Consider the following 13909-nt stretch of genomic DNA (forward strand, 5'->3'; position numbering starts at 1 on the left):
GCGGTGCCGCAACGGCGGCGGCCGGAACGATCGGCGAGGCGGGCGCGGTGGGCGTCGCGGCGGCGGGAGCCGGGGCGGTCGAGTCCTTCCCGCCGCCGGAGCCGCTGCCGCTGCCGCTGCCCGAGTTGTGGTTGCCGCCCGGGACTTCGAGGCCGTAGTAGCGGTACAGCTGGAGTTCCTGCTCCGGCGACAGGTGCTGGCCGACGCCGAAGTCCGGGGAGTCCTTCACCTGGGACTTGTCGTAGGGGATGCGCAGTTCGTCGCTGACGAACTCGCTGGTCGCCAGCGGCACGAAGGCGTCCCGGCCGAACAGCCCGGTACGGACCGCGGCCCACTCGGGGCTGCCCGTCGCGTCGTCGAGGTACACCTCGTCCACGGTGCCGATCTTGTCGCCGTTGCGGTCAACGGCCTTGTGGCCGATCAGGTCCCTGGGGTCGATCTCGGTCTGCACGGGCGCGTCCACTCCTCGCGGCGGAAGGGCATTTGCGGTCAACTCATACGAAAAGGCATAAAGATCGATTTGTCGAATGCCTACCGCCGTTACGGGTGTGTCACTGCTCCATTCGATGCACGCGGGGATCACGCTGATAGGCTGAAGCCGACCGGTCGAGTGCGCGCGGGAGAGACCGTGCACCTCTGCGGCGCCGAAGGAGCAACTCCTCCCCGGAATCTCTCAGGCATCCGTACCGCGCGCGCGAGGTCACTCTGGAAAGCGGGGCCCGTCCGTGAGGGTCCACACCGACGGTGAAAGCCGGCTGTCCCTGGCCGGTGAAGCTCTCAGGTTCCATGACAGAGGGGGAGGTCGTCCCGGCACGCCCGCCGTGCCAACCGGGTCCGACCAGGAGGCTCCCCCGCCATGACGTCCCCCTTCCACGAGCGGCCCTTCGAGCAGCGCCATATCGGTCCCGACGCCGACGCGCAGGCCAAGATGCTGGCCCAGGTCGGTTACAGCAACCTGGACGAGCTCACCGCCGCCGCCGTCCCCGCGGCGATCCGCAGCCTGGAGGCGCTGGACCTGCCCGGCGCCCGCTCCGAGGCCGAGGTGCTGGCCGAGCTGCGGGCCCTGGCCGGACGCAACCAGGTGCTGCGCCCGATGATCGGGCTCGGCTACCACGGCACCTTCACCCCGCCGGTGATCCTTCGCAATGTGCTGGAGAACCCCTCCTGGTACACCGCCTACACCCCCTACCAGCCGGAGATCTCCCAGGGCCGGCTGGAGGCGCTGATCAATTTCCAGACCGTGGTCTCCGACCTCACCGGGCTGCCCACCTCGGGTGCGTCGCTGCTGGACGAGGGCACCGCCGCAGCCGAGGCCGTGGCGCTGGCCCGCCGGGTCGGCAAGGTCAAGGGCGGCGTCTTCGTCATCGACGCCGACGCCCTGCCGCAGACCGTCGCGGTGATCCGGACCCGCTGCGAGCCCACCGGTGTGGAGACCGTGGTCGCCGACCTCAGCGACGGCATTCCGGCCGAGATCGCCGAGCGCGGCGTCTTCGGCGTGCTGCTGCAGTACCCGGGCGCCTCCGGGGCCGTCCGCGACCTGGCGCCGGTCATCGAGCAGGCGCACGGCCTGGGCGCGGTCGTCGCCGTCGCCGCCGACCTGCTGGCACTGACCCTGCTCGCCTCGCCCGGTTCGCTGGGCGCCGACATCGCCGTCGGCACCACCCAGCGCTTCGGCGTCCCGATGGGCTTCGGCGGCCCGCACGCCGGCTACATGTCGGTGCGCGCCGAGTACGCCCGCAACCTGCCCGGACGCCTGGTCGGCGTATCGGTCGACGCCGACGGCAACCGGGCCTACCGGCTGGCGCTGCAGACCCGCGAGCAGCACATCCGCCGGGAGAAGGCCACCAGCAACATCTGCACCGCGCAGGTGCTGCTCGCGGTGATGGCCTCGATGTACGCGGTCTACCACGGCCCGGACGGGCTCAAGGAGATCGCGGTCCGCACCCACCGCTACGCCGCCGCGCTGGCGCAGGGGCTGCGGCAGGGCGGGGTCGAGACCGTGCACACCGCTTTCTTCGACACCGTCACCGCCCGGGTCCCCGGCCGCGCCGCCGAGGTCGTCGACTCGGCCCGGCTGGCCGGCGCCAACCTGCGCCTGGTGGATGCCGACACCGTGGGGATCTCCTGCGACGAGACCACCACGGCCGCCGACCTGGCCGCCGTGTGGACGGCCTTCGGGGTCCCGGCGACCGCCGCCGACCTGGACGCGCTGGAGTCGGCCGCCGGCGAGGTGCTGCCGCGGGCGCTGCTGCGCACCGACGACTACCTGACCCACCCGGTCTTCCACGGCCACCGCTCCGAGACGGGCATGCTGCGCTACCTTCGCAAGCTCGCCGACAAGGACTACGCGCTGGACCGCGGCATGATCCCGCTGGGCTCCTGCACCATGAAGCTCAACGCCACCACCGAGATGGAGCCGATCACCTGGCCGGAGTTCGCCGAGGTGCACCCCTTCGCCCCGGAGCACCAGGCCGCGGGCTATCTGACGCTGATCCACGAGCTGGAGGACCGGCTCGCCGAGCTCACCGGCTACGACAAGGTCAGCCTGCAGCCCAACGCCGGGTCGCAGGGCGAGCTGGCCGGGCTGCTCGCGGTCCGCGCCTACCACCGGGCCAACGGCGACACCGGCCGTGACGTCTGCCTGATCCCGTCCTCCGCGCACGGCACCAACGCCGCCAGCGCGGTGATGGCCGGGATGCGGGTGGTGGTGGTCAAGACCCTGGTCGACGGCGACGTGGACGTCGAGGACCTGACCGCCAAGATCGAGCAGCACCGGGACCAGCTCGCGGTGCTGATGGTGACCTACCCGTCCACCCACGGGGTGTTCGAGGAGAACATCGCCGACATCTGCGCCGCCGTGCACGATGCGGGCGGTCAGGTCTACGTGGACGGCGCCAACCTCAACGCCATGGTCGGCCTGGCCAAGCCGGGGCGGTTCGGCGGCGACGTCTCGCACCTGAACCTGCACAAGACCTTCTGCATCCCGCACGGCGGTGGCGGCCCCGGCGTCGGCCCGGTCGCGGTGCGCTCGCACCTGGCGCCGTACCTGCCGAACCACCCGCTGCAGCCCTCGGCGGGACCGGAGACCGGCGTCGGCCCGATCTCGGCGGCGCCCTGGGGCTCGGCGGCGATCCTGCCGATCTCCTGGTCGTACGTGCGGCTGATGGGCGGCGAGGGGCTGAAGCGGGCCACCCAGGTCGCGGTGCTCAGCGCCAACTACATCGCCAAGCGGCTGGCGCCGTACTACCCGGTGCTCTACACCGGCCCGGCCGGCCTGGTCGCGCACGAGTGCATCATCGACCTGCGGCCGCTCGCCAAGTCCGCGGGCGTGAGCGTGGACGACGTCGCCAAGCGGCTGATCGACTACGGCTTCCACGCGCCGACGATGTCGTTCCCGGTGGCCGGGACGCTGATGATCGAGCCGACCGAGAGTGAGGACCTGGGCGAGATCGACCGCTTCTGCGAGGCGATGATCGCCATCCGCGGGGAGATCGACAAGGTCGGCGCGGGGGACTGGCCCGTCGGGGACAATCCGCTGGCCAACGCGCCGCACACCGCCGCGGTGCTGGCGGCGGGGGAGTGGGAGCACCCGTACAGCCGTCAGGAGGCGGTGTTCCCCGGGGGGTTGAACCCGGCGGAGAAGTACTGGCCGCCGGTCCGTCGGATCGACGGGGCGTTCGGGGACCGGAACCTGGTCTGCTCCTGCCCTCCGCTTGAGGACTACGAGGGCTGAGACGCGAAAGGGGGCGCGGGGAGCTGTTCGGCCGACGGGTGCACCTGGTGCATGGCTGGCCGCGCAGTTCCCCGCGCCCCTTTTCGCGCTTTGCGCGAAAGGCTAGGCCGCTGTGGCGAAGGGGCGGTGGGGGGCGATCACACGGCCGTCGGGGAGGATCTCGCCGGTGTCCTCGAAGAGGAGGACGCCGTTGCACAGCAGGCTCCACCCCTGCTCGGGGTGGCTGGCCACGACGACGGCGGCCTCACGGTCGGTGGAGTCGGCCGACGGGCAGTCAGGACGGTGCTGGCACATAGCTCGTACCCTCGATTCGCAGTTGCTGGTCACCGCGCGGTCTTCCTCGGAAGGTGTGAACCGCCTGCTTCCCGGGTAGAAGCTGAAGCCGCCCGCGCTGGTTCCCAGTGTCGACGGACGGAGACGGTCTCGCAGCCATTTGGTGACATGCGTCATCGGACTCGGGTACGGACCACCCTTTCGGACCCCGCCGCCCCCTCAGGGCGCACCGAAGTGACCATGCTCGGCATGGTCACTTCGGGTGAGACGGCCGGGACGGCAGTTGTCAGGTGGTCACTGTGAGCAACTGCCCGCCGCCGAGGGAGAGCAGCGACAGCAGCTCGTCCGCGTCGTGCGGCAGGTGCGCGGTCACCCCGAGCGGCGCGGGGGCCAGCGGGATCAGGACGTCGGCGCTCTGTGTCCGGTCCAGCACCGGGTGCAGCCAGAGCGCGGTCATGTAGTGGCCGGGCACGGAGAGCAACCGGGGCAGGAACACGGTCGGTGACCCGGTGGTGTGCGCCTGTGCCTGCCGCAGGGCGCGCAGGGTGGCCAGCGGGTAGGGGCCGCCGGCGAAGTGCGAGAAGCCGTGCCCGCCCTCGGAGATCCGGGTCTCCGCCGCCGCCACGACCTCCTCGCCGTCCATGATCAGGAAGCGCCAGCCGGTGCGCCGGGCCGCGGCCAGGGCGTCCGTGCTCTTGGTGGTCGCCGTCGCGGTCGCCGGATCGAGGAGATGGACCGGGAGCGCGTGCGCGGCCGTCAGCACCGAGCCGCGGCGGCGTCCGGCGGGGCTGTGCAGTGCGCGTACCGCGATCGGCGAGTCGATGGCGGCGCGGACGGCGCGGAGGGCCGCGGCGGGAGGCTGGGGCATCGTCAGTGGCATGGGGAATCGCCTCTCAGGGACAGGCGGAGCTGGAGACGTACGGCGGGGCTGTCGGCGCGGGGGAGGTCGCCGGGCTCCGGGGTGCTCAATCGCTGAAGCGGTGAATCGATCGAGTGCTCGATATGGACGAGCGGTTCGGACGAGCTTGCGGACAGAGGCATTCGCACTCACCCGTGGGGGCGAGTCTATACGAACGGATGCGCGCCGTGACTCTTCTACTACCCACCGTATGTGGCCGCAAGGCGGCCAGGAGGACGTTCGTATACGCAAGGATGCTTTGGCACATGCCCCGTCCGCGGGCTATCGATCTCCAGGCTGGGCATGATGCCTGCGCTGACGCCGACGGAGGAGGACATCGCGCATGGGGGAGAAGGTCGCCGCCGCAGGCTCCGATCTGGCGGACCGCCAGCTCTACCGCAGAAAGCTCCGGCAGTGCGTGGAGGCGCTGGAACTGATGCTGGGCGAGCGGCGCTTCGACCGCCCGAAGGCCCTGATGGGACTGGAGATCGAGCTCAACCTGGCGGACGAGGCCGGCCATCCGGCGATGCTCAACGAGCAGGTGCTGGCGGCCATCGCCAGCGGGGACTTCCAGACCGAGCTGGGCCGGTTCAACATCGAGGTCAACATCGCGCCGCACCGGCTCGGCGGCCGGGTGCTGGAGACACTGCGCGAGGAGATCGACATCGGCCTGCGCTACGCCGACCGGAAGGCGGCGGAGGTGGGCGCCCGGATCGTCACCGTGGGCATCCTGCCGACCCTGACCAGCGACCACGCGGTACTGGACAACATGTCCAGGGGCGACAGGTACCAGCTGCTCAACGACCGGATCCTGGCCGCCCGGGGCGAGGACATCGCCCTGGACATCGACGGGGTGGAGCGGATGCGGGTGGACTCCGTCTCCATCGTCGCCGAGGCCGCCTGCACCTCGCTCCAGCTGCACCTGCAGGTCACCCCGGACCGTTTCGCCGCGGTCTGGAACGCCGCCCAGGCGCTGGCCGGGCCCCAGGTCGCGCTGGGTGCGAACTCGCCGTTCCTGTTCGAGCGGGAGCTGTGGCGGGAGACCCGGCCGATCCTGTTCGAACAGGCCTGCGACACCCGTCCGGCCGAACTCAAGACCCAGGGGGTGCGGCCGATCACCTGGTTCGGCGAGCGCTGGATCGACTCGCCGATGGACCTGTTCGAGGAGAACCTGCGCTACTTCCCCTCGCTGCTGCCCATCTGCGACGACGAGGACCCGATCAAGGCGCTGGCCGCGGGCGGCATCCCGGCCCTGCGCGAGCTGAGGCTGCACAACGGCACCATCTACCGCTGGAACCGGCCCGTCTACGACGTCGCCGAAGGAGTACCGCATCTGCGGGTGGAGAACCGGGCCCTGCCGGCCGGGCCGACGGTGGTCGACACCCTCGCCAATGCGGCGTTCTACTACGGACTTGTACGTGCGCTGGCGGACCAGCCCCGGCCGGTGTGGACCCGGCTGCCGTTCGCCCTCGCCGCGGAGAACTTCCACCAGGCGGCCCGGTACGGTCTGGACGCCGCGCAGTGGTGGCCCCGCGGCGGACGGTTCGGGGCGCGCGGCCCGGCGGTGCGCGCCGGGGGCGGGGTGTCCCAGGTGCCGGTGCGGGAGCTGGTCCGCGAGGAACTGCTGCCGCTGGCCGGGCAGGGTCTGGACGCCTGGGGGCTGGAGCCGGTCGACCGGGACCGCTACCTGGGGATCATCGAGCAGCGCTGCCGCACCGGGATGAACGGGGCGGCCTGGCAGAGCGCCGTCTTCCACGACCTCAGGGACCGCGGTGGCCTGGACCGGAGGTCCGCGCTGGAGCGGATGACACTGCGCTACATGGAGCTGATGCGGCAGGGCGATCCGGTCCACACCTGGCCGGTGCGCTGAAGGCGGACCCCTTACCGCGCTGTGCGATGATCGTCCGAATCCACCGTCCAGCGCCCGCGTGGGAGACACCTCGTGATCACTCAGCTCCGCCGCGTAGTGTCCGCGCGCCTCACGCCCGCCACCTGGGGTCTGCGTGGGGGTTCGGGGGGTCGCTCCCCGAGGAATTGGAGTAGCAGCAGCACCGCCGACACCCTCCCCACCCCGCTGCCGGCACCGGTGCGGCTGACCCGGCGGCTGATGGGCATGGAGCTGCTCATCGTGCTCGGCCTGTCGCTGGGGGCCAGCGGGGTCAGTGCGCTGATCAGCTTCATCGGATCGCTCACCGCACCGGCCGCGCTGAACACCCAGACCGCGACCCTCAACGGCTCGCTGGCGCCCGGGCGGCCCTGGCTGGACCTCAGCTGGCAGCTGTTCGACATCGCCACCCCGCTGGTACCGGTGGTGCTGGTCGGCTACCTGCTGCTGCGCGAGGGCGCGTCGCTGCGCAGTCTGGGCTTCGACCTCACCCGGCCCGGCTGGGACGTCGGCCGAGGGGTGCTGATCGCCGCCGGCATCGGCGGCTCAGGGCTGCTGCTCTACCTGGGCGCGCGGGCAGCCGGCGTCAACCTGACGGTGGTCCCCAGCTCGCTGCCGGACGTCTGGTGGCGGATCCCGGTGCTCATCCTCTCCGCCGCGCAGAACGCGGTGGTGGAGGAGGTGATCGTGGTCGGCTACATGATCCGCAGGCTGAGCATGCTGGGCTGGTCCTGGCCCGCGATCGTCGCCGCCAGCTCGCTGCTGCGCGGGTCCTACCACCTGTACCAGGGGGTGGGCGGGTTCGTCGGCAATGTGGTGATGGGCCTGATCTTCTGCCTGCTGTACCAGCGCTGGCGCAGGGTCGCCCCGCTGGCGATCGCGCACGCGCTGATCGACACGGTGGCGTTCGTCGGCTACGTGCTGCTGGCCGGGCACGTGAGCTGGCTGCCGACCTGACCTGTTCGCTGACGGCTCAGCGCTGTCCGGGCACTCAGCCTTGGCCAGGGCCTGTAATCATGTAATGGTGATTGCATGACTGGTAGCGGCAGGACCGGGGAGTCGGTGGCGGCGTGGTTCGCCGAGCGACTGCCCGAGGGGCTGTTCGAGGAGACGCCGGAGATCCTGGTCGACCGTGAGGAGATCACGGTGGTGGGCAGGATCCCGGCAGGGGAGTCCGCGGAGCGGGCGGTGTCGGAGTTCCGGGAGCGGACCCGGGACGAGCGGATCGCGGTGGCCAAGGCAGCCGAGCGCCGCTACGGGCGCAAGGTGTCCTGGGGTGTGCGGCACGGGGAGCAGCGGGTGATGTTCACCCACCTCGCGGTGCCGGCGATGACCCGGCTGCGGCAGCCCGAGCGGCAGGTGCTGGACACCCTGGTCGCGGGCGGGGTGGCGCGCAGCCGCAGCGACGCGCTGGCCTGGTGCGTCCGCCAGGTCGGCGAGAACGCCGACGCCTGGCTCGGTGACCTGCGGGAGGCGCTGCGGCACGTCCGCGACGTGCGCGAGCAGGGGCCCGACGCGACGGCGGCGAAGTCCGACGCCTCCGTGCCGGGCGACGCGGCGCCGGGAGACGCCCCGGGCGGCGACGAGGCGGGCTCCGCGTCGGAGTGACGGTCGGCCCGGCTCAGTCCCCGACCGCCGGTCCGGCGGCCGGGGCGCCGGGGGAGATCAGGCCGGTCTCGTAGGCGAGGACCACGGCCTGGACCCGGTCGCGCAGGCCGAGTTTGGACAGGATGCGGGCCACATGGGTCTTGACCGTGGTCGCGCTGAGGGTGAGCCGGTCGGCCAGTTCGGCGTTGCTGAGGCCGGTGGCCAGCAACCGCAGCACCTCCAGCTCACGGGGCGTCAGCTCGGAGAGGTCCCGGTGCACGGTGGACCTGGCCTCGTCGCGGGGGGCGAAGCGCTCGATCAGGCGGCGGGTGATGGTCGGGGCGAGCAGCGCGTCCCCGGAGCGGACCAGCCGGACCGAGGCGACCAGGTGCTCCGGGGTGACGTCCTTGAGCAGGAAGCCGCTGGCTCCGGCGGTCAGCGCCGCATAGACGTAGTGGTCCAGGTCGTAGGTGGTGAGGATGAGGACCCGGGTCTCGTCCGCGCCGCCGGCCATGATCTGCCGGGTGGCCTCCAGGCCGTCCAGTTCCGGCATCCGGATGTCCATCAGCACCACGTCCGGACGGGTGCGCCGGACCGCGGCGACCGCGTCGGTGCCGTTGACGGCCTCGGCCACCACCTCGATGCCGTCGGCGGCGAGGATCATCCTGAAGCCGGTACGGACCAGCGCCTGGTCGTCGGCGATGACGGCGCGCAGGGGCGGCTGGGTCACGCGGTGCTCCTCATGCTGTGGTGGTTGCTGCGGTCGTCCCCGTTGCGCTGCTGACGCTGTGCTCCAGGGGGATCCTGGCCTTGATCCGGTAGCCGCCGCTGATCGTACGCCCGGCGTCAAGTGTCCCGCCGTAGACGGCCAGCCGTTCGCGCAGGCCCAGCAGGCCGCGGCTGTTGCCGGTCAGCGACTGGAACCCCGGAGTGCCGCCGGTGTCGACCACCTCGATCTCCAACTGCCCGCCGTCGTGGCCGACGGTGACCGAGGAGGAGGCGCCGACTGCGTGCTTGATGGTGTTGGTCAGTGCCTCCTGGACCACGCGGTAGGCGGTCAGATCGATTCCTGAGAGCAGCGGTTCGGGCGGCAGCGAGACGGAGACGGAGACGGCGATGCCGGCCGCCCGGACCCGGTCGACCAGGTCCGGGAGCTGGCCGAGGCCCGGCTGCGGCACCAGTTCGTCCGCCGACGGGCGGCCGTCCCGGAGGTCCTTGCCGGCGCCGGTGCCGGAGGCCGCCAACAGGCCCATGACGTGCCGCAGTTCGGCCATCGCGGCGCGTCCGCCGGCCTCGACCGCGAGCATCGCCTCCTTGGCCAGTTCCGGCGCGCTGTCCAACACCGTTCGGGCCGCCCCGGCCTGAATCACCATCACGCTGACGTTGTGGGTGACCACGTCGTGCAGTTCGCTCGCGATCCGGGAGCGCTCCTCCTCGACGGCCCGGCGGGTGGCCTCCGCCTGCTCCTGCTGGAGCTCGGCGATCCGGAACCGGGTGGCGGCCACCCTGATCCGCCACAGCCTGGTGGCGGCGACGAGCAGGCCGAGGACCAGCATGAGGATGAGCGTCGGCGGGACCGCCGTCACGGCGTTCTGGAACATGCTGGTGATCAGCAGCGACGCCAGCGTGAAACTGCCCAGCACCGGGATCGGGTTCCGGCTGTGCCAGGTGGCGGCGCAGATGGCGACACCGCAGACCAGCAGGGTGACCACGGCCGGCAGGAAGTAGTCGGCGCGGATCGCCACCAGCACCACCCAGAAAGTGGCCAGCGGGAACCTGCGCCGCGCGGCCAGGGCCAGCCCGGCCAGGCCGCCCATGGCGTAGTCCTGCAACTGGTCGGAGAACGGCAGGGAGGCCAGGCCCTGCTGTACGGGCGGATCGGGCACCGGCACGCCGGGAGCGACGGGCGGGACGGGCGGGACCGGTCGGTCCGAGAAGGCGTACTGACCGTCCACGATGCCCTGGCGCAGCGCGAGCAGCACGACGGCGGTGACCAGCACCGCGAACACCGCGTCGGCCCACCGGGACCCCCGCGACAGCCGCACCGGCTGTCCCTCGGCGCGCAGCACGGCGCGCAGTTGGCGGCGCAGGTCGCGCCAGTCGTATCGGAGCATGCCGTCATTCTCGGGCCAGGGCGGCCGCCTGCACATCCGTCTCGGTGATCAGCTCCGCGGCCGGGCGGAGTACATCGCAGGGATGACCCGCAGGCGGGGTCCTCCGCGCGGCCGAGAAAAGGTCGATTGGACGGCCGACGCGGCCCGGCACCGCCCACTCCTAACGTCGTTGCTGCCGGGGGACAGCCCCCGGCCAGGACCAGTGGGACGACACGACAGGGACGGGCCGGCTGATGGCGAATGTGATCGAACTGGAAGGCGTGGTCAAGCGTTACGACAGCGCCGGCGTACCGGCGCTCGGGCCGGTGACGCTGACCGTCGCCGAGGGCGAGGCAGTGGCCGTCACCGGGCCTTCGGGCAGCGGCAAGTCGACCCTGCTGAACCTGGTCGCGGGTCTTGACCGGCCGAGCGAGGGCCGGGTGTCGGTCGGCGGACTGCAGATCGACGGCCTCGGCGAGAAGGCACTGGCGCGGTTCCGCCGCGAGCGGATCGGGATGGTGTTCCAGTTCTTCAATCTGCTGGACGACCTCAACGTGTTGGACAACATCCTGCTCCCGGCCCAACTCGCGGGCAGCCCAAGGGGGAAGGCGGCGGACCGGGCTGCCGAGCTGATGGGCGTGCTGGGGATCGCCAAGCACGCCGGCGCCTACCCCGGGCGGCTGTCCGGCGGCGAGCGGCAGCGGGTCGCGGTGGCCCGGGCGCTGATCAACCGTCCGGCGCTGCTGCTCGCGGACGAGCCCACCGGGGCGCTGGACACCGCCTCGGGGCACGAGGTGCGGCAGCTGCTGGTCGATCTGCACCGCAGCGGTCAGACCGTGGTCCTGGTCACCCATGACCTGGCCCTCGCCGAGGCCTGCGCCGAGCGGACCGTCCAACTGGTCGACGGGCATGTCGCGGTGGACCGCAGCAGGAACGCGGAGGTCGTCCGATGAGCGGGATCCGGAAGACCGGGAGCCGCCGGCGGATCAGGCTGGGCCGGGCCGGACGGCGGCGGGTGCAGACCGTCGTCATGACGCTGTCGGTGCTGATGGCGGTGGCCTCCGCAGTGGTCGCCGGGTCGCTGATGGCCAGTGCGTCCGCGCCGTTCGACACGGCCTTCGCCAAGCAGCACGGAGCGCAGCTCACCGCGCAGTTCGACGAGGGCAGGGCGGACGCCGCCCGGATCGCCGCCACCGGGAAGCTGCCGGGGGTCACCGCGAGCTCGGGCCCCTACCAGGTGGCACAGATCGACCCGCCGGGCCCCGGCGGCGCCGACATGCAGCAGAGCGAGACCGTGGTCGGACGGCCCGCGGCGGGCGGCGGCGTGGACGACATCACGCTGCGGTCCGGGCGCTGGGCGACCGCACCGGGGGAGATCGTGCTCTCGGCGGACGCCAACTCGGTGGGGCCCGACACCAAGCCCGGCGGCACCCTGCGGATCTCCACCGCGGCCGGCAGCCCGACCCTCACCATCGTCGGCATCGCCTCCTCGGTCACCGACAGCGCCGACGGCTGGGTGGTCCCCGCCGAGATCGCCGCACTCCGCACCTCCGGTGCGGCGACCGGCGCGCAGATGCTCTACCGCTTCAGCTCCGCGGCCACCACCGCCCAGCTGAACGCCGACCGGGCCGCGATCGCAGCCGCCCTGCGCAAGGGTTCGATGGTGGGCGCGCAGTCCTACCTGGACGTGAAGCTCGCGGCCGACGAGAACACCGCGCTGTTCGTCCCGGTGATGATGGCCTTCGGGGTGCTGGGCCTGCTGATGTCGGTGATCATCATCGCCAGTGTGGTCAGCGGGGCGGTCGGTGCGCAGATCCGCCGGATCGGCATCCTGAAGGCGATCGGGCTGACACCGGGTCAGGTGGTCCGGGTCTATCTGGCGCAGGCGCTGGTCCCGGCCGGCGTCGGCGCGGTCTGCGGAGTGCTGCTCGGCAACGTCCTGGCGGTGCCGCTGATGGGCGACGCCGCGCAGATGTACGGCGGCGGCTCGTCGGCGGTCGCCTGGTGGATCGATCTGGCCGTGCCGGTCGCGGCACTGGTCCTGGTGGCCCTGGCGGCGCTGGTGCCCGCGCTGCGGGCGGGCCGGCTGCACACGGTCGAGGCGCTCGCGGTGGGGCGCGCTCCGCGCACCGGCCGCGGCCAGCGGGCCCAGCGGTTCGCGGCCCGGCTGCCGCTGCCCAGGGCGGTGACGCTGGGCCTGGCCGCACCCTTCGCCCGTCCGGTGCGCTCGGCGGCGCTGCTGGCCGCGGTGGTCTTCGGCACCACGGCGGCGACCTTCGCGATCGGGCTCACCTCGTCCGCGAGCGCGGTGACCACGGCGCGCCATCCGCAGCAGAAGATCGCGGTCTCGGTGTTCATGGGCGGCCCGGACGACGGATCGGCCCCGGCGCCCGGCGGCACGGGCGGTGCGACCGCCGGGTCCGCGTCCGCGGATCCGGCGCAGATCCGCGCGGCCATCCTGGCCCGGTCGGGCACGGCGGAGGTCATCGGGCAGGCCCAGGGCGTGGTCAGCGTGGCCGGGGGCACCGGGGCGATCCGGGTGCGGCTCTACCAGGGGCAGTCCGGCGCCGAGGCCTTCGCCCTGATCTCCGGGCGCTGGTTCGACGGGCCGGGGGAGGTGGTGGTGCCGACCCACTTCCTGGACACCACCGGCAGCAAGGTCGGCGACACCGTCACCCTGGTCGACGGGGGTGTGCAGGTGCGGGTGCGGATCGTCGGCGAGGACTTCGACCCGGGCAACGCCGGACTCACCATCAACACCGACATGTCCACGCTGGCCGCGGCCCAGCCCGGGCTGCACCCGGTCTTCTACGACGTGGTGCTCAAGCCGGGCACCGATGTCGCGGGCTATGTCAGCGCACTGCGGTCGGCGCTGCCGTCCTCCGGCGTCCAGGTGGGGGTCAACGAGACCGGGCACCTGAACCCGACCGTCGTCGCCTTCGACGCCATGTCGGTGCTGCTGACCCTGATGCTGGTCTCGGTGGCCGGGCTCGGCGTGCTCAACTCGGTGGTCCTGGACACCCGGGAGCGGGTGCACGACCTGGGGGTGTGCAAGGCCGTCGGGATGACGCCCGGTCAGACCCTCGCCCAGGTGCTGACCTCGGTGGCGGGCGCGGGACTGGTCGGCGGGGCGGTCGGCGTCCCGGCCGGGCTCGCGCTGCACGACTTCGTCATCCCGCTGGTGATGCGGACCGCGGGCAGCGGCACCCCGCCGCAGGTCCAGGACGTGTACGGGCTGCTGGAACTGGTGCTGCTGGGTGCGGGCGGGGTGGCGATCGCGCTGTGCGGGGCGATGCTGCCGGCCGGCTGGGCCGCGAAGGCGCGGACGGCCACGGCGCTGCGGACCGAGTAGCGCAGGCCGCGTCGGTCGGCAGCGCCGGCGCCGCCCCCAGCGTCGGCGGCGTCGGAGGCACGGCGGGCCGGGGGCACGGGGGCTGGGG

General features: G+C 72.4%; 11 protein-coding genes and 2 riboswitches. Of the genes, 6 read left to right on the plus strand and 5 right to left on the minus strand.

The window, feature by feature from the left end; genetic code table 11:
• Positions 1 to 451 (minus strand): PRC-barrel domain-containing protein (locus TR46_RS42570; RefSeq protein WP_084718947.1); only part of this gene is annotated, 451 nt, incomplete at its 3' end.
• Positions 452 to 607: 156 nt separating this feature from the next.
• A riboswitch (glycine riboswitch) is annotated at positions 608 to 699 on the plus strand.
• Positions 700 to 803, plus strand: a riboswitch (glycine riboswitch).
• 53 nt (positions 804 to 856) lie between these two features.
• Here TR46_RS42570 and gcvP point away from each other — a divergent pair.
• Positions 857 to 3733: an aminomethyl-transferring glycine dehydrogenase gene (gene gcvP, locus TR46_RS26630; protein WP_042405843.1), complete on the plus strand. Its 2877-nt coding sequence runs from the start codon at positions 857 to 859 to the stop codon at positions 3731 to 3733.
• A gap of 102 nt (positions 3734 to 3835) precedes the next feature.
• On the opposite strand, the gene TR46_RS26635 is transcribed toward gcvP, so the two are convergent.
• Together TR46_RS26635 and TR46_RS26640 are read right to left on the minus strand one after the other, a co-directional pair.
• Entirely contained in the window at positions 3836 to 4027 is a 192-nt protein-coding gene (locus TR46_RS26635; protein WP_042405845.1) for a DUF5999 family protein, read from the minus strand.
• Between the two features lie 265 nt (positions 4028 to 4292).
• Positions 4293 to 4874 carry a hypothetical protein gene (locus TR46_RS26640; protein WP_236655522.1) on the minus strand — a complete coding sequence of 194 codons (582 nt, stop codon included), beginning with the start codon at positions 4872 to 4874 and terminating at the stop codon, positions 4293 to 4295.
• Positions 4875 to 5247: 373 nt separating this feature from the next.
• Between TR46_RS26640 and TR46_RS26645 the strand changes: the two genes are divergently transcribed.
• The 3 genes from TR46_RS26645 (at position 5248) to abmR (ending at position 8397) form a co-directional block, all read left to right on the plus strand.
• Entirely contained in the window at positions 5248 to 6774 is a 1527-nt protein-coding gene (locus tag TR46_RS26645) for a glutamate-cysteine ligase family protein (protein ID WP_042405849.1), read from the plus strand.
• A gap of 237 nt (positions 6775 to 7011) precedes the next feature.
• A complete protein-coding gene (locus tag TR46_RS26650) occupies positions 7012 to 7746 on the plus strand; it encodes a CPBP family intramembrane glutamic endopeptidase (protein WP_042405906.1) in 735 nt (244 codons plus the stop codon).
• Between the two features lie 75 nt (positions 7747 to 7821).
• Positions 7822 to 8397 (plus strand): ATP-binding transcription factor AbmR, encoded by a 576-nt coding sequence (abmR, locus tag TR46_RS26655; protein ID WP_042405851.1) that lies wholly within the window; start codon positions 7822 to 7824, stop codon positions 8395 to 8397.
• Between the two features lie 13 nt (positions 8398 to 8410).
• Here the strand turns inward: abmR and TR46_RS26660 are convergent, their stop codons facing one another.
• Both TR46_RS26660 and TR46_RS26665 read right to left on the minus strand, forming a co-directional pair.
• Positions 8411 to 9106 carry a response regulator gene (locus TR46_RS26660; protein ID WP_042405853.1) on the minus strand — a complete coding sequence of 232 codons (696 nt, stop codon included), beginning with the start codon at positions 9104 to 9106 and terminating at the stop codon, positions 8411 to 8413.
• Positions 9107 to 9116: 10 nt separating this feature from the next.
• The gene (locus tag TR46_RS26665; protein ID WP_042405855.1) at positions 9117 to 10490 is read right to left on the minus strand and encodes a sensor histidine kinase; all 1374 of its coding nucleotides are present in this window, start codon (positions 10488 to 10490) and stop codon (positions 9117 to 9119) included.
• 233 nt (positions 10491 to 10723) lie between these two features.
• Here TR46_RS26665 and TR46_RS26670 point away from each other — a divergent pair, with 233 nt between their 5' ends.
• A complete protein-coding gene (locus TR46_RS26670) occupies positions 10724 to 11422 on the plus strand; it encodes an ABC transporter ATP-binding protein (RefSeq protein ID WP_042405857.1) in 699 nt (232 codons plus the stop codon).
• Entirely contained in the window at positions 11419 to 13821 is a 2403-nt protein-coding gene (locus TR46_RS26675) for an ABC transporter permease (RefSeq protein WP_042405858.1), read from the plus strand. Before TR46_RS26670 ends, TR46_RS26675 begins: the two co-directional genes overlap by 4 nt.
• Positions 13822 to 13909: the final 88 nt, after the last annotated feature.

The sequence above is a fragment of the Streptacidiphilus carbonis genome (assembly GCF_000787775.1).
In the GTDB taxonomy this organism is placed as follows: domain Bacteria; phylum Actinomycetota; class Actinomycetes; order Streptomycetales; family Streptomycetaceae; genus Streptacidiphilus; species Streptacidiphilus carbonis.

Bases quoted from the DNA above. Each gene is read 5' to 3' on its own strand.
- gcvP (WP_042405843.1), top strand. From the start codon at position 857: ATGACGTCCCCCTTCCACGAGCGGCCCTTCGAGCAGCGCCATATCGGT.
- TR46_RS26635 (WP_042405845.1), bottom strand. From the start codon at position 4,027: ATGTGCCAGCACCGTCCTGACTGCCCGTCGGCCGACTCCACCGACCGT.
- TR46_RS26640 (WP_236655522.1), bottom strand. From the start codon at position 4,874: ATGCCCCAGCCTCCCGCCGCGGCCCTCCGCGCCGTCCGCGCCGCCATC.
- TR46_RS26645 (WP_042405849.1), top strand. From the start codon at position 5,248: ATGGGGGAGAAGGTCGCCGCCGCAGGCTCCGATCTGGCGGACCGCCAG.
- TR46_RS26650 (WP_042405906.1), top strand. From the start codon at position 7,012: ATGGGCATGGAGCTGCTCATCGTGCTCGGCCTGTCGCTGGGGGCCAGC.
- abmR (WP_042405851.1), top strand. From the start codon at position 7,822: ATGACTGGTAGCGGCAGGACCGGGGAGTCGGTGGCGGCGTGGTTCGCC.
- TR46_RS26665 (WP_042405855.1), bottom strand. From the start codon at position 10,490: ATGCTCCGATACGACTGGCGCGACCTGCGCCGCCAACTGCGCGCCGTG.
- TR46_RS26670 (WP_042405857.1), top strand. From the start codon at position 10,724: ATGGCGAATGTGATCGAACTGGAAGGCGTGGTCAAGCGTTACGACAGC.
- TR46_RS26675 (WP_042405858.1), top strand. From the start codon at position 11,419: ATGAGCGGGATCCGGAAGACCGGGAGCCGCCGGCGGATCAGGCTGGGC.